The organism is Sorangium sp. So ce131 (assembly GCF_051519095.1).
Lineage (GTDB): Bacteria > Myxococcota_A > Polyangia > Polyangiales > Polyangiaceae > Sorangium.
In genome coordinates this window covers 6022821-6036807 of record NZ_CP150455.1, presented here as the reverse complement: position 1 = coordinate 6036807, position 13987 = coordinate 6022821, and the positions used below count along the sequence as shown (strand labels likewise).

13 protein-coding genes are annotated in these 13987 nt (G+C 72.2%); 6 read left to right on the top strand and 7 right to left on the bottom strand.

Features of this window, described 5'->3' with window-relative positions; all coding sequences use genetic code 11:
• The first annotated feature begins 70 nt into the window (after positions 1–70).
• Entirely contained in the window at positions 71–721 is a 651-nt protein-coding gene (locus WMF43_RS21875) for a DUF72 domain-containing protein (protein WP_437683015.1), read from the top strand.
• Positions 722–1042: 321 nt separating this feature from the next.
• On the opposite strand, the gene lnt is transcribed toward WMF43_RS21875, so the two are convergent.
• Positions 1043–2761, bottom strand: coding sequence for an apolipoprotein N-acyltransferase (lnt, locus tag WMF43_RS21870; RefSeq protein WP_437683013.1), 1719 nt, complete (start codon positions 2759–2761; stop codon positions 1043–1045).
• A 363-nt stretch (positions 2762–3124) separates the two neighbouring features.
• On the opposite strand from lnt, the gene WMF43_RS21865 reads away from it, so the two are divergent.
• Both WMF43_RS21865 and WMF43_RS21860 read left to right on the top strand, forming a co-directional pair.
• Complete coding sequence (locus WMF43_RS21865; protein ID WP_437683011.1) at positions 3125–4396, top strand: hybrid sensor histidine kinase/response regulator; 1272 nt, start codon at positions 3125–3127, stop codon at positions 4394–4396.
• Entirely contained in the window at positions 4396–5577 is a 1182-nt protein-coding gene (locus WMF43_RS21860; RefSeq protein ID WP_437683009.1) for a cysteine desulfurase family protein, read from the top strand. Before WMF43_RS21865 ends, WMF43_RS21860 begins: the two co-directional genes overlap by 1 nt.
• Before the next feature lie 268 nt (positions 5578–5845).
• On the opposite strand, the gene WMF43_RS21855 is transcribed toward WMF43_RS21860, so the two are convergent.
• From WMF43_RS21855 to WMF43_RS21845, 3 genes are read right to left on the bottom strand one after another with little or no spacing between them, the layout of a single operon-like run.
• Complete coding sequence (locus WMF43_RS21855; RefSeq protein ID WP_437683007.1) at positions 5846–6592, bottom strand: TrmH family RNA methyltransferase; 747 nt, start codon at positions 6590–6592, stop codon at positions 5846–5848.
• 1 nt (position 6593) lies between these two features.
• Positions 6594–7373, bottom strand: a complete 780-nt coding sequence (pyrF, locus tag WMF43_RS21850; protein ID WP_437683005.1) for an orotidine-5'-phosphate decarboxylase — start codon at positions 7371–7373, stop codon at positions 6594–6596.
• Between the two features lie 19 nt (positions 7374–7392).
• Complete coding sequence (locus WMF43_RS21845) at positions 7393–8157, bottom strand: hypothetical protein (protein ID WP_437683003.1); 765 nt, start codon at positions 8155–8157, stop codon at positions 7393–7395.
• A gap of 451 nt (positions 8158–8608) precedes the next feature.
• On the opposite strand from WMF43_RS21845, the gene WMF43_RS21840 reads away from it, so the two are divergent.
• Positions 8609–8824: an acetyl-CoA carboxylase biotin carboxyl carrier protein subunit gene (locus WMF43_RS21840; protein WP_437683001.1), complete on the top strand. Its 216-nt coding sequence runs from the start codon at positions 8609–8611 to the stop codon at positions 8822–8824.
• Positions 8825–8954: 130 nt separating this feature from the next.
• On the opposite strand, the gene WMF43_RS21835 is transcribed toward WMF43_RS21840, so the two are convergent.
• Positions 8955–9977 carry an MlaD family protein gene (locus WMF43_RS21835; RefSeq protein WP_437682999.1) on the bottom strand — a complete coding sequence of 341 codons (1023 nt, stop codon included), beginning with the start codon at positions 9975–9977 and terminating at the stop codon, positions 8955–8957.
• 147 nt (positions 9978–10124) lie between these two features.
• On the opposite strand from WMF43_RS21835, the gene WMF43_RS21830 reads away from it, so the two are divergent.
• On the top strand, positions 10125–10865 hold the full coding sequence (locus WMF43_RS21830; RefSeq protein ID WP_437682997.1) for an ABC transporter ATP-binding protein: 741 nt from the start codon (positions 10125–10127) through the stop codon (positions 10863–10865).
• 48 nt (positions 10866–10913) lie between these two features.
• Here WMF43_RS21830 and WMF43_RS21825 read toward each other — a convergent pair whose 3' ends face one another.
• Both WMF43_RS21825 and WMF43_RS21820 read right to left on the bottom strand, forming a co-directional pair.
• Positions 10914–11813 carry an MlaE family ABC transporter permease gene (locus WMF43_RS21825; RefSeq protein ID WP_437682995.1) on the bottom strand — a complete coding sequence of 300 codons (900 nt, stop codon included), beginning with the start codon at positions 11811–11813 and terminating at the stop codon, positions 10914–10916.
• Between the two features lie 7 nt (positions 11814–11820).
• A complete protein-coding gene (locus WMF43_RS21820; protein ID WP_437682993.1) occupies positions 11821–12699 on the bottom strand; it encodes an MlaE family ABC transporter permease in 879 nt (292 codons plus the stop codon).
• Positions 12700–13033: 334 nt separating this feature from the next.
• Between WMF43_RS21820 and WMF43_RS21815 the strand changes: the two genes are divergently transcribed.
• Positions 13034–13945: a DMT family transporter gene (locus tag WMF43_RS21815; RefSeq protein WP_437682991.1), complete on the top strand. Its 912-nt coding sequence runs from the start codon at positions 13034–13036 to the stop codon at positions 13943–13945.
• Positions 13946–13987: the final 42 nt, after the last annotated feature.

The following is a 13987-nucleotide window of genomic DNA, read 5'->3' as shown; positions in this document are numbered from 1 at the left end:
CGAGCGCGCCGATCGAGAAATCCATCCGTGTGGCTTCTCGCCGGGGCACGCGTGGGCTAGGGTGGGGGCGATGATTACCGTCGGCTGCGCCGGTTTTCCCGTCCCAGCGACGCGCTATTTCCGCGAGTTCATGTTCGTGGAGGTGCAGGAGACCCACGTGTCCCTCCCGGGACCTGGAACGATCCGGCGCTGGCGGCGCGAAGCTCCGGTCGGGTTTCGCTTCGCCTTGCTGGGTCCGCGCGAGATCGGGCAGGAGGGGTTCCGGGACGGCAAGGTCATCGAGACGGCGCTGAAGAGCATCGAGGCCGTCGCGGACGAGCTCGAGGCGAAGAGCGCGGTCTTCGTCGGCCCCCCGGAGTTCACGCCGACGCGCGCGAACAAGGCGATCCTGCGCGACTTCCTGATCAACGTGAAGAAGCGCTTCGAGCGCGTCGTCTTCGAGCCGCCGCCGGGCTGGGATCCGGACGAGAGCGATGAGCTCACGCAGGAGGTCGGCGCGCTCGCCGCGCGCGATCCGCTGACGGCGGGGCTCTCGCGGCTCAAGGTGGCCTACTACCGGCTGCACGGGCCGGCGGGGCACAAGTCGCGTTACGAGGATCCGGCGATCGAGCGGCTCGCGGAGATCGCGCGCGGGGCGAAGCACGACGACGCGACGTACGTCTTCACGAACGTCGACATGTTCGCGGACGCGAAGCGGTTCAAGAAGGCGATGAAGCTCTAGCGGGGGGGCCGCGCCGGCGGGGGGCTGTGCGCGGCGGCGCGCGGGGGGGCGCTCGCCATCCGCCTAGGCTGGCGGCGTGAGAGCTTGCGCAGGAGAACACCGCCCGGCATGTCTCCCTTCGGGCCTTGCTGGCTGGGACGTTATGGTGCGCGCCACACAAGGCGCGCCTGAGACGTGGAGGAGACTGGGAGCTCATGGCACCTCGGTCGGTGCTGGATCGCGCCCCCCCGCGCGCCGCCGCGCACAGCCCCCCGCCGGCGCTCTCGTCGTCTTTGGGAGCCCCCAACGCTGGACGTGGTCCCCCCCATGCTTCCGTGGAGCTCAGGCTTCGCGCCGGCGCCGCCAGCGCTCCGGCCTCGAGACGAACGCCATCGCGGCGCTCGCGACCGCGGCGACGTACCACGGGATGTCGCCCACCATCCCGTAGACGGTCCGCGCCCGCATGAACCGGGCCTCGCCGAGGATCGACTGCTCCTTGAAGGTGTCGCTGTGCACCACGACGCGGCCGGCCGGATCGACGATCGCGGAGACGCCGCTGTTCGTGGCGCGGACCAGGTAGCGGCGGTGCTCGATCGCCCGCATCTTCGCGAGCGCGAGGTGGATCCACGGCTCCGTGGTGTCGCCGAACCAGGCGTCGTTCGTGAGGTTCACGAGGAGATCGGGGTCGCCGTGCGCGACCAGCTTGTTCACGAAGTGGGGCAGGATGTCCTCGTAACAGATCATCGCCGCGAGCCGGTGGCCGTTCCACTGCAGCGGCTCGAGCGACGTCCCCGGGCTGAAGCGGCCCGAGTTCGGCGACAGCGTGTACAGGTACGGGACCTGCTCGCCGAGCGGGAGGTACTCGCCGAACGCGAGCAGGTACTGCTTGTCGTACCGGCCCAGGATCTCGCCGTCCGCGCCGGCCATGAGCGCCGTGTTGAAGCTGACGCCGCGCTCGTTGGCCGCCGCGGGGAGCCGGTGGATGACCGTGCCGACCACCGTCGGGACGCCGAGGCGGCTCGTGAGCGACCGCTGGACCTCGCGCTTGTAGGACGACTCGCGGAAGGACCGCGGCACGCCGGCCTCGCTCCACACGACGAGGCCCGCCCCCTGGCTCGCGAGCTCCCGGGTCCGGCTCAGGTGGATCTTCTCCGCGTTCCGGCGGTCGAACAGCGCGAGGTTCGGCTGGACGATGCCGACCTTGATCGGCTCGGCGCCGCTGATCGCCGCGTCCACGCTCCGCATTTTGACGACGCCGTAGACGGCCGCGAGGGCGGGGACCGCGACGCCCACGGCGAGCAGCACGCGGCTCAGCGGGCGACCGGACAACATCGCGCCGGCGGCCCGGCCTTCCACGCCGGGAGGCGGCGCAGCGCTCGACGTCGGGCGATCCAGCCGGAACATCACGAGCTCGGCGATCGCGAGGTTCGCGGCGATGAGCACCAGCCCGACGAGGTACGGGCCGCCGAGATCGGCGACCTGCGCCATCACCGGCGCGTTGTGGACCGAGGAGCCGAAGTACCAGGGGAAGAGCAGGGGATAGACGAGCTCGCTCGTCACGAACGCGAGCGCGAACACCACGGGGCCCGGCCACCCGCGCGCCTCGGCGCGGCCGTACAGCCAGCCGCACAGGGCGATGCGCCCCGCCTGGTAGGCGCACAGGATCGCCATGAAGAGCACGCAGAGGATCGTGGGGAACCCGCTGAACACCTTCAGCATCTCGAGCAGCCAGTAGAAGCCGGTCATCGTCATGACGAAGCCGGCGATCCAGCCGAGCAGCGCCGCGCGCCCCGGCGTCTGCCCGCGCAGCGCCACGATCAGCGGGACGAGGCCGAAGAACGAGATCGGCCAGAGATCCATCCCCGGGAAGCCGAGGAAGTAGAGAAACCCGCTGAGCGCCGCGAGCCCGCAGGCGAGCCGCGTCGGCATCGGCCGCGCGGCGCTCCCCGCGCGCGGGGCGCTCGCCTCGCGCGGCGCCTCCGGCAGAGGAAGGTGCGCGACGCCTGCTCCTTCGGGGGCCGCGCCGGCAGCCCCGCCGTCTTGCTGGTGCGCGGTCGTCATCGGGTGCCCCGGAGGAAGTGGATGCCGCGCGCCGCCGTGGCGGCGCGGTGGAACGTGATGGAGCCGGGCATGGCGGCCCCGTATTGAAGGGGCGCCGCCGCTCCGTCAACTGCGCTCGGCGCGCGCGGGCACACGTCCCTTCGCGTGCGGGCATCCCGCTCGATCCGCGCCTCGACGCGTGCCGTCATCCGCGCGGCGTGTGCCGCATCCGCGCGGCGCGCGGGTGCTGCGGGCGGACGTCCTGGTCCAGGTTGCGTCCGGTCGCCTCTGACGCGCCCCTCTCGCGAAGGGTCGAACGCGGAGGAAAGTCGCCTAGAACGTGCCTGACCCTTGCGGATCGTGACTAGTATGACGCCAGAGCCCATGTCGAAGATCCTTCATATCGAGGACGACCCCGCGAACCGCCTGCTCGTCCGCAAGCTGCTCCAGAGCGCCGGCCATGAGGTCCTCGAGGCGGCCGACGGGCTCGAAGGGGTGCGCCTCGCCTGCACGCAGCGCCCCGACCTCGTGCTCGTCGACCTGAACATCCCGGGCCTCGACGGGTTCGAGGTCACCCTGCGCCTGCGGGGCGAGGCGTCGCTCGCGGGCGTCCCCATCGTCGCGATCACCGCCGAGGGCGACCGGGACACGAGCCTCGCCGTCGGCTGCGACGGGTTCCTCCAGAAGCCGATCGACGCGCGCTCCTTCTCGGCGGTCATCGGCCGGTACCTGAGCGGCGCGCGCGAGGAGCTCCCCGCCTCGCAGGGGCCGCTCCGGCTGCGCGAGCAGAGCCAGCGCATCGTCGCCCACCTCGAGCAGAAGGTCGCCGAGCTCTCGCGCGCCAACGCCCGGCTCCGCGAGCTCGACGCCGCGCGCACCGAGTTCTACCGCAACATCTCGCACGAGCTCGCGACCCCGATGACCCCGATCGTCGGGTACGTGAAGCTGCTCGCGGACGAGGAGCTCGGGCCGCTCAACAAGGCGCAGAAGAAGGCGCTGCTCGCGATGGAGGACTGCGTCCGCAGGCTCCGCTCGCTCATCGACAACCTCCTCGACGTGACCGGCATCGAGACGGGCCGGATGCGCTTCATGCACTCGGAGTACGACTTCCTCGACACCACGCGGCGCGCCCTCGCCCAGGTGGCCGACCGCTTCGCCGAGGGGAAGGTGCAGCTCGTCGAGGACCTGCCGCGCGGCCCGCTGCCCGCGTGGGGCGACGCCGGCCGCCTCCAGCGCGCGATGATCCAGCTCTTCGAGAACGCGGCGAAGTTCACCCCGGCCGGCGGCACCGCGGGCGTGCGGGTCACCGTGCTGCAATCGGGCCACTACGAGCTCTGCGTCGCCGACACCGGGCCCGGGGTCCGCCCCGACCGCCAGCCGCGCATCTTCGAGCCGTTCTACCAGGTCGACGGCTCGGCCACGCGCGCCTACGGCGGCGTCGGCGTCGGCCTGGCGATCGCCCGGCGCACCGCGCGCGGGCTCGGCGGCGACGTGCGGGTGGTGTCGCCCAGCAACGAGGTCATCGAGGGCGAGACGCTCACCGGGGCCGCGTTCTACCTGACCGTCGCCCGCCGGGCACCCCTCCAGGACGACGGCAGCTCGCCGGGCCGGCTCGATCCCCCCTCGACGCCGCCGGCCGACCCCTCGTCCCTCTGATGCCCCCGGCCGCCCGCGCCATCTACCTCGACTGGAACGCCACGACGCCGCCGCACCCCGAGGTGCTGGCGGCCATGCAGGCCGCCGCCGAGGTGGCCTGGGCCAACCCCGCGAGCGTCCACGGCCCAGGGCGGCGGGCGCGCGCCTTCATCGAGCGGGCGCGCGAGGCGGTCGCCCGGCTGACCGGCTTCGACGCGCGCGACGTGACGTTCACCTCGGGCGGGACCGAGGCGAACAACCTCGCGCTCTGGCACGCGTTCGGCGACCTGAACGGCGCGGCGGGTGCGCTCGTCGTCTCGCGCCTCGAGCACCCTTCCGTCACCCGCGCCGCGGAGGGGCTCGCCGCCCGCGGTGTGCACGTCGCCTGGGTCGATCCCGAGCCGTCGGGCCGCGTCGCCCCCGAGGCGCTCGCGGCCGCCATGGACCGGGCCGCGGCCGTCGCGCCCGTGCGGCTCGTGAGCCTCCAGGCGGTCAACCACGAGACGGGCGTCCTCCAGCCGGTCGCCGAGGCGGCCGCGCTCGCGCACGACCGCGGCGCGCGCCTCCACGTCGACGCCGTGCAGGCGGTCGGGCGCCTGCCGGAGGAGGCGTGGGCCGGGGCGGATCTCGTGTCGATCGCCGCCCACAAGATCCGGGGCCCCAAGGGGATCGGGGCCCTCGCCGTGCGCCCGGGCATCCGGCTCCGGCCCGTCCTGCTCGGCGGCGCCCAGGAGCGCGGCCTGCGCCCTGGCACGCAGGACCCGCTCGCCGCCGCCGGCTTCGCCGTGGCCGCCGAGCGCGCGGCCAGCGCCCCCGCCCGCTACGCGGCGCTCGGGCCGCTCCGCGACCGCCTCGAGGCGGAGCTCCTCGCCCTCGGCCGCGCGGCGGGCGTCGCGCCGCTCCGCAACGGCGAGGGCCCGCGCGCCCCCCACGTCGCGAACCTCTCCTGGCCCGGCTGGCGCGGCGACGAGCTCTGCGCCGCGCTCGACCTCGAGGGCGTCGCCGTCTCCAGCGGCTCGGCCTGCAGCGCCGGGACCGCCGAGCCGTCGCCGGTCCTCACGGCGATGCTCGGCCCCGAACGCGCGGCGTCCGCCGTGCGGATCTCGCTCGGCGAGGAGACGACCGAGGCCGACCTCGCCGAGGCCGCGCGCCGCGTGGCCCGCGTCCTCGCCCGCCTCCGATCACTTCCAGCCGGAAGCTGAAGCAATCCGGCCGCTTACGGGGATCTCCTCCGTTCTTGAACCATCCCTCGAGCCATTCCGCGCAACCGCGGAGAGAAGGATGAGTCCACAGGGGTAACTATCGGCAGCTCCTCAACTTTTTGGGGGGGCTGTGGATTCTCGAGGTCGATCCATTGAATGGATTGAATCGGCCATCTTGCTGTCTGCATGTTCAGCAATGGGAAGGGCGCTCGAACCCACGTGAGCCTTCGGCTCTAAGTGGTCGAACTGGCTGAAGATTTGGTGGTGACTACGGAATCGACCTACGGCGTTGCCGTACGACTTCGTAGAGCGCGATCGCGCCGGCGACCGAGGCGTTCAATGAGGCAATGGGCCCGGTCATGGGAAGGCGGGCCACATGCTGGCAGGCGCGGCGGACCGAGCGGCGCGTGCCCTTGTCCTCGGCGCCGATGACGATGGCGACGGGGCCGGAGAGGGGCAGCTCGCCGAGCTCGGTCGGGCCCTGGGCGTCGAGCGCGATCGCGGTGACGCCGCGGGCGGTGAGGGCCTCGAGGGCGTCGGGCAGCGAGCGGACGCGGCACAGCGTCGCGTGCTCGATCGCGCCCGCGGAGGCCCGGAACGTCGCCGGGGTCAGCGGCGCCGAGCTGTGCTCGGGCCACAGGATCGCCCGGGCGCCGAGGGCGACGGCGCTGCGGATCACCGCGCCGAAGTTCTGCGGGTCCATCACGCCGTCGAGGGCCACCGTGATCGACCCGCCGCCGGGCTGGCCCTCGTCGGCGACCGGGATCGCGTCGACCCCGACGATCCGGAGCTCCGGCGCCGAGGCGACCGCCCCCTGGTGGCGGCCGCCCGCGCTGCGGCGATCGAGCTCGCCGCGCGGCGCGCGCTCCGTGGGGATACCCTGGCCCTCGGCGAGGCGCGCGAGCGCGTCGAGCTTCGGGCCCCCGTCGCGCTGGACGAGCACCCAGCCGACGCCGGCGCCGTGGGCGCGGATCGCCTCCCGGACCGGCTGCAAACCGTAGACGAGCCGTGCCACGTCAGCGGGGGGGGTGGAGCGTGTGCGCGATCTCCTGGACGACCGCGCGCGCCGCCGCGAGCGGGTCCGCCGCGTCGCGGATCGGCCGGCCGACCACCAGGAGATCGGCGCCGGCCGAGATCGCGGCCGAGGGCGTGGCGATGCGCTTCTGATCGTCGCCGCTCGCGCCGTCCGAGCCGGCGCCGGGTCGGATCCCCGGCGTCACGAGGAGCTCGCTCTTCCCGAGCGCCTGCCGCAGCACCGGCACCTCCTTGGGCGACGCGACGAAGCCGTGGATGCCCGCGCCGCGCGCGAGCTGCGCCAGCCGGACCGCGTGCTCCGACGCGCTCGCCTGGACGCCCTGCGCGGCGAGATCGCCGTCGTCGAGCGACGTGAGCACGGTGACGGCGAGCAGGATCAGCTCCTGGGAGCGCGCCGCCTCCTGGGCCGCGCGCCGCAGCATCGCCTCGCCGCCCGCCGCGTGCACCGTGAGGTAACGGACGCCGAGCGCGGCCGCGCCCGCGACCGCGCGGCCCACCGTCTCGGGGATGTCGTGCAGCTTCAGATCGAGGAAGACGTCGAGCCCGAGCGCCTTGCCGATCTCGACCGCGCGCGGTCCCTCACGGACGAACAGCTCCAGCCCCACCTTGAGCACGCCGACCGACGGCGCGACGCGGCCCGCCGCGTCGCTGGCCTCGTCGAGGGTCGCGTAGTCGAGGGGGAAGACGAGGCGCCGACGCGCCTCGTCCAGGGAGCTGCCGCCCAGGCTCGTTCTCTGCCTGACGGAGCTGGGGTGTGCCATGCGGTGGGTCCCGTGTCCGTCAGAGGCAGCTGCAGAGCGGATCGCCAGGGGCGCAGTTGCAGGGCGCCTTCGTGCCGCCGCCGCCCGCCGGCGCGCCGCCGGCCGGCCTCGCTCCGCCGCCGCCGCGGCGCAGCTGCTCCTGCTTGGCTTGCTCGGCCTCGAGCTGCTTCTGGAGGGCGAGCCGCGTCGACTCGTCCTTCGCGCTCTCCAGCTGCCGCCGGAGCTCGGCCTCCTTGGCCTCGGACTCCTTGCGCGCGGCCTCCAGCTTCTTGACCTGCTCCTCGGCCTCGCGCGCGCGGGCCTCCTGGATCATGCGCTCCTGCTCGTTCTTCTGGATCGTGTTGTAGATCGCGATGCCAGAGACGCTGCCGAGGACCACGACGCCGGCGACGACGCCGATGAGGATCTTGCGCAGCCGCGACTTCGACTCGTCCTGCTGCAGCGCGGCGAGCGACCGCTCGTGCTGCTGCTGCGCGGCCATGGCCGCGAGGCGCGCCTGCTGCTCGGCCTCGAGCCGCGCCTTCTCGATCTCGGCCTGCCGGATCGCCTCGAGCCGCGCGGCCTCCTCGCGGGCGCGCCGCTCCTCGTTGCGGCGTCGCTCTTCCTCGGTGCGGATGCGCAGCTCCTCGGCCTCCCGGGCGGCGCGCTCCGCCTCGACCCGGGCCTTCTCGGCTGCGGCTGCGGCCGCGGCCTTCTGCGCCTCTTCGGTCTTGATGCGATCCTCCTCGAGGTTCATCAGCTCCTTGAGCGAGAACAGGACCGAGCTTTCCTTCTGTTCCGACATGACCTCGTGGCTCCTTCGATCGAGCGCGTGCGGTTTTGGCTACCAGGGAGTACGGAGAACCTGCAGGCCGCCCCACCAGGCAGGCGGATTGTGACCCGCAGAGCGACTTCCACGCAATTATTCGCGACCTCCGTGCTCGTCGACGGGCCGAGGATGCACGGGGCCGCTCATCGGATTATCGCCGTGGGACTCCGCGGGTACCAGGGGAAATCGCCGCGCCTGGTCCCTTCCTCGCCGGTCCGTCCTTCCGCCGATGCCGCGTCTCGCACCTCACCTCCGCACCTCGCTCTGGCCGTGCACCCGCGCCGGGCGGTCTGTGCCGCAGGCGAGGGCGCCCGGGGCATGACCGGCCAGGAATCGCCCGATGGAGCCTCCTGCGCCGCGACCCCGCGCGGGGATGCGCTACGGCTCCGTTGGATTCTGGGTGGCTCTCCGGTAGCGTCGCGCGCCCATGGCAAAGGTCATCAGCGCGCATATCACCGGAACGGTCTGGAAGATCGAGGTCAAGGTGGGCGACCAGGTCGACGAGGGGACCGTGGTCGCCATCCTCGAGTCCATGAAGATGGAGATGCCCGTCGAGGCGGAAGACGAAGGCGTGGTGGAGGAGATCCTCGTCACCGAGGGCGCAGCGGTGAAGGAAGGCGACCCGCTGGTCAGGCTGGGCTGAGCGCCGAGTCTCCCGCGGCCCGGCCGCGGGTCCTCGGGCGCCGCGCGCGCGGCGCGCTGGTCGGGCTCCGGCGCGCGTGCGCTTCGGCCGCGCGGCGCGCTGGCCGGGCGAGGCGCACGCGCCCCGGCGGTCACTCGCGCCAGAAGAACTTCCAGGGGTTGTGCTTGAGGTCGCGCGCGAGCTCCTGGAGGTCGTCGAACAGCTGCTCGTCCATGACGAGCGCGCCCACCGTGCCCTTGCCGCGCTTCACGTGGGCGAGGACCTCCTGGGCGTCGGCGGTCGCCGACCTCGCCCTGCCGGCGATCTCGGCGATGTCGTCGAGCGTCTTCTTGATCTTGGCCTGCTCCGTCTCGCCGCCGACGGTGGCCGAGAGCCGGCGCGCGTTCGCCAGCGTCTCGCGCGCGTCCGCCATGAGCGGCGGCAGATCGCGCGCGGCCGTGCCGCTCAGCTGATCGGCGTTCGCGAGGATCCGGTCGATCTGCGGGTTGTTCACGTACTTCTGCCGGGCGTCCTTCACCAGGTCGGTCCCGTCGAGGCTCATCTGCTCCAGGTTCTCGGCGATGCGATCGAGCCGATCCTGGTTTCTGTGCATGAACTCGCCGGTGCCCTTCAGCGTCTTCGTCAGCCCGTCGAACGCCTCGCCGACCTGCGCCCGGTGCTCGCGCATCGCGGAGACGGTCGCGTGCAGCAGCTCGTAGCCCTCGGCGAGCAGCATGTCGAGGCGCGGCGGGTCGAGCCCCCGGACGACCGCCTCCTCGGGCAGCACCGGCCGATCGCTCGAGCCGGGCTCGATGGCGAGGAACTGCTCGCCGAGCACGCCCTGCGTCGTGACGTAGAACGTGGCGTTGTCGTGGATGCTCTCCTGGTACCGCTTCTCGAGGCGCACCTCCAGCCGCACGAGCGGCTCGCGCCGGCCGTCGCCGCCGAGCTGGCCGCCGCGGAAGCGGATCTCGCTGAGCTTGCCGACCTCCACGCCGGCGATCTTCACCGGCGCCCCGCTCTGGAGGCCGCCCGGGTTGTCGAACTCGACGTAGATGGAGTACTTCGGCTGGAAGTTGACCCCACCCATCACGAGGATGAACGTGGCCAGGAGCCCGATCGCCGTAAGGATGAGGATCCCGACCTTGACCTCGATCGACCGCGGGCTTGCCATGGGACTGTCATCTTCTCCGATCTGGCGGTGGGGAGGTGAAGGAAATGGGCCGCGACGTGCTTGTCGCAGCGCAGTATCTCCCACGCAGGCCACGACGCTGCGCGCAGTACTTGCCTTGACGCAGCCACTTTTGCACCGGAATCGCCGATGATTTCTTTCCGGAATGTCAGGAAATCCTTTGGACCCAAAGAGGTCCTCCGGGATGTCTCGTTCGACGTGAACGATGGCGAGGTGTTCTTCATCATCGGTCAGTCGGGGGTCGGAAAGAGCGTGCTGATCAAGCACCTCGTGGGGCTCATGTCCCCTGACGGCGGGGAGATCTGGCTGGACGGCGAGGAGGTGAGCCGCTTCGACGAGGCGCGGATGTACCCGGTGCGCATGAAGTGCGCGATGGTGTTCCAGCACTCGACGCTGTTCGACTCGATGACGTGCGCCGAGAACGTCGCGCTCCCGCTGCGCAAGCACAAGGGGCTCAAGCCGAAGGAGGCGCTCGCGGAGGCGCGGCGGCGGCTCGAGCAGGTGCAGATGCGCGAGTTCGCGGACCGCTTCCCGCCGGAGCTCGGCGACGGCATGCGCAAGCGCGTCGCGATCGCCCGCGCGCTCACGCTCGAGCCGCGCTACGTCCTCTTCGACGAGCCGACCACGAGCCTCGACCCGGTGAGCGCGCGGCGCGTCGACAAGCTGATCCGCGAGCTCAGCGACGCGCTCGGCGTGACGAGCATCGTCGTGAGCCACGACCTCGTCAGCATCTTCACGATCGCCGACCGCATCGTGATGCTCTACCAGGGGCTCGTCCGCCTGATCGGCGACCGCGCCGCGTTCGAGCGCTCGGAGGATCCCATCGTGCAGCAGTTCATCACCGGGCGCGCCGAGGGGCCGATCGAGTGACGCGCGGCGGCGGTCAGCGGCCCTGAGACAGGGGCCCTGAGGCGCGGGCTAGCGGAAGATCAGGAAGGCGGCCGCGGAGATCAGCATGTTCAGCACGATGACCGCGAGCGAGGAGTTCACGACCGCCCGCGTCGTCGCCCAGCCGACGCCCTCGCTGCCGCCGAAGGTCGAGAGCCCGGAGTGGCCGGAGACGATCGGGATCGCGGCGCCGTAGGCGACGCACTTCGCGAGGCCGGTCGCGAGGTCGCCGGCGTCGACGAGGCGCACGTTGAGGAACGTCTCGAAGCTCACGTCGAACATGCTGTACGCGGTGATCATGCCGGCGGTGAAGGCGACCGCGGCGCCCCAGACGATGAGGCACGTGGTCATGAAGAGGCTCGCGATGAAGCGGGGCTTGATGAGGTAGTCGATCGGATCGGCCGCGCTCATGCGGAGCGCGTCGACCTGCTCGGTGACGACCATGGAGCCGATCTCGGCGGCGATGCCCGCGCCGACGCGCGTGGCGAGCATCAGCGCGCCGATGGACGCCGCGAGATCGCGCACGAGCAGCTCGAGGTAGGTCGCGCCGAGCATGGTGAGATCCGGGATGACGCGCTTCGTCTGCTGGCCGGCCTGGTAGACCATGATCATCCCGATGAAGCCCATGACGACCGTGAGGAAGAAGAGCGACTTGTTGCCGATCTCGTACATCTGCGCGAGCACCGCGCCCGGCTCGCGGCGGCCGTTCACGCAGTAGTAAAGGGTCCTCACGAACACGGAATAGAGCTCGCGCGCCGACCGGAGCAGCGACAGCGCCCCGGCGCCGAGGGCCCCGACGGGGGAGAGCTCGGGCGCGGCCTCCCGCAGGCCGCTCTCGGGGGGGCCGGCGCTCGCGCGATCGAGGAGGCTCTTGTCGGAGGAGGGCATGCGCGGGCGTGTGTCGGTGGGGCGTCCGTCGATCGTCGTCACTCGCTCGTCACTCGAGCGTGAACGACACGAAGTAGTCGAGGATGAAGATGCCGGCGGCCGAGGCGACGACGGTCGCGTTGACGGCGCGGCCGACGCCGGGGGCGCCCCCGGTCACGCGCAGGCCGTACTGGCAGCTCGAGAGCGCGAGGACGACGCCGAAGACGACGCTCTTGACGAGGCCGTTCATGACGTCGCCGATGCCGAGCAGGCCGCTCGTGAGGCCGTTGTAGAAGACGGCCGGCGCGACGCCGAGCAGCAGATCGCCCGTGAACGCGGCGCCGAGCAGGGCGAGCGCGTCGGCGAAGATCGCCGAGATGAGCAGCGTCAGCACCATGGCGAGGAAGCGGGGGGCGATGAGGAAGCTCACCGGGTCGATCGCGAGGACGCGCAGCGCGTCGATCTGCTCGGTGACGACCATGGTGCCGAGCTCGGCGGTGTTGTTGGCGCCGACGCGGCCGTTGATCATGAGCGCGGTGAGCAGCGGGGCGATCTCGCGGAGCGTGCCGAAGCCGGCGCCCCAGCCGAGCAGGCCGTGCGCGCCGAAGCGCTCGACGAGCGGCGCCGCCTGGATGACCATGATCGCGCCGGTGAAGAGGGCGGTCACGACGACGATGGGCATCGACTTGACGCCCATCCGGTAGAGGTTGCGCATGAACTCCGCGCCGTCGAAGCGGAGCGTGGCCACGCGCGCGGCGATCTGGCCCGCGAGCACGGCCATGCCGCCCACCGTGGCGGCGATCTCCAGGAAGGAGCCGCCGAGCTGGTGCACCCCGGAGGGCTCCGGCGCGATCGGCGCGCGCCGGCGCCGCGGCGGCGCGCCGCCCGGGGTGGGGGCGAGCGCGATCGGGGCGCGCGCCTCGGTGCCTGGGCCAGCCGGGGAGGTCATGGGAAAGGCCGAGCTTAGCCCAAGCATTCCGCCGGGCGTGGGCCGATCCGACGAGATCCGACAGGCTCCGTGCCCGGGCCGCTGGAAAGCCAGGGGAGCGTGCTCTACGTGGATTCCGTCTCCTTCAAGCCGAGAGCGCCCCGTGGGATGACATGATGACAAACGAGCGCCCGCTCGCGTAACGATGGCCAGCTGCCCTGTCGTCCGGCCCTCCGGCCCGCGCCGCGAGCGGCGGCGCGGGGCGCGGGCGACGGCGAGGTGCCCTGAGCGGCGCCGCGCTTGCGCGTGAGGAAGCGAGACGACGTCCTTGTCCCCTCGCGAGGGATTACACACCTTGGCTGACCGACCCCGGATTCCCCTGCTCGACGACGGCCGGACCTTCGCCGTCCTCTCCGCGGCGACTTTCGCGCTCAAGGCGATCTTCGTGAAGCTCGCCTACGCCGCCCACCCGATCGACCCGCTCTCGCTGCTCGCGCTGCGGATGGGCATCGCGCTGCCGTTCTTCCTCTGGCTCGCCCGCCGCGAGCGCGGCGCGCCGCCCGAGCCGCTCACGCCGCGCCTCTGGGGCGGCGTGTTGCTCGTCGGGTTTCTTGGCTATTACCTGTCGAGCCTGTTCGATTTCATCGGGCTGTCGTACATCAGCGCGGGCCTCGAGCGGCTGATCCTCTTCGTGTACCCGACGCTGGTCCTCCTGATCGGCGCGCTCTGGCTCAAGCAGCCCGTGCGGACCGGGGCGTGGGGGGCGCTGGCGGTCTGTTACCTCGGCCTCGCGGCGGCCGTGTGGCACGATCTCGAGCAGTCCGGCGACGTGCGCGCGGTCGCGATCGGCGCGGCGTGGGTGTTCGCGAGCTCCGTCACGTACGCGCTCTATTACCTCGGCGTCGGCAAGCTCGCCCCCAGGGTCGGGTCGACGCGCCTCGCCGCGTACGGCGGGGGAGCGTCGTGCGTGATGGTGCTGGCGCACTACGCGGCGGTGGCGCGGCCCTCGCAGCTCGGCGAGCTCCCGGCCTCGGTGTGGGTCCACGCGGCCGCGATGGGTACGATCAGCACGGTGCTCCCCATCGTCCTCCTCTCGGCGGCGATCCAGCGCCTCGGCGCCGGGCGCGCCGCGACGTTCTCGACGCTCGGCCCGGTGCTCACGATCGCGTTCTCCTGGGTCATCCTGGGCGAGCCGTTCACGTGGCAGCAGGCCGTCGGCCTGCTCCTGGTCGTCGGCGGCGTGACCTGGCTCGGCAAGGAGCGTTGAGCCGGGCCGCGGCGCTCGTGCCCGCGCCGCGCCGCCGCCGCG

Bases quoted from the DNA above. Each gene is read 5' to 3' on its own strand.
- WMF43_RS21845 (WP_437683003.1), bottom strand. From the start codon at position 8,157: ATGTCGGAACAGAAGGAAAGCTCGGTCCTGTTCTCGCTCAAGGAGCTG.
- lnt (WP_437683013.1), bottom strand. From the start codon at position 2,761: ATGACGACCGCGCACCAGCAAGACGGCGGGGCTGCCGGCGCGGCCCCC.
- WMF43_RS21860 (WP_437683009.1), top strand. From the start codon at position 4,396: ATGCCCCCGGCCGCCCGCGCCATCTACCTCGACTGGAACGCCACGACG.
- WMF43_RS21835 (WP_437682999.1), bottom strand. From the start codon at position 9,977: ATGGCAAGCCCGCGGTCGATCGAGGTCAAGGTCGGGATCCTCATCCTT.
- WMF43_RS21830 (WP_437682997.1), top strand. From the start codon at position 10,125: ATGATTTCTTTCCGGAATGTCAGGAAATCCTTTGGACCCAAAGAGGTC.
- WMF43_RS21875 (WP_437683015.1), top strand. From the start codon at position 71: ATGATTACCGTCGGCTGCGCCGGTTTTCCCGTCCCAGCGACGCGCTAT.
- WMF43_RS21840 (WP_437683001.1), top strand. From the start codon at position 8,609: ATGGCAAAGGTCATCAGCGCGCATATCACCGGAACGGTCTGGAAGATC.
- WMF43_RS21865 (WP_437683011.1), top strand. From the start codon at position 3,125: ATGTCGAAGATCCTTCATATCGAGGACGACCCCGCGAACCGCCTGCTC.
- WMF43_RS21820 (WP_437682993.1), bottom strand. From the start codon at position 12,699: ATGACCTCCCCGGCTGGCCCAGGCACCGAGGCGCGCGCCCCGATCGCG.
- pyrF (WP_437683005.1), bottom strand. From the start codon at position 7,373: ATGGCACACCCCAGCTCCGTCAGGCAGAGAACGAGCCTGGGCGGCAGC.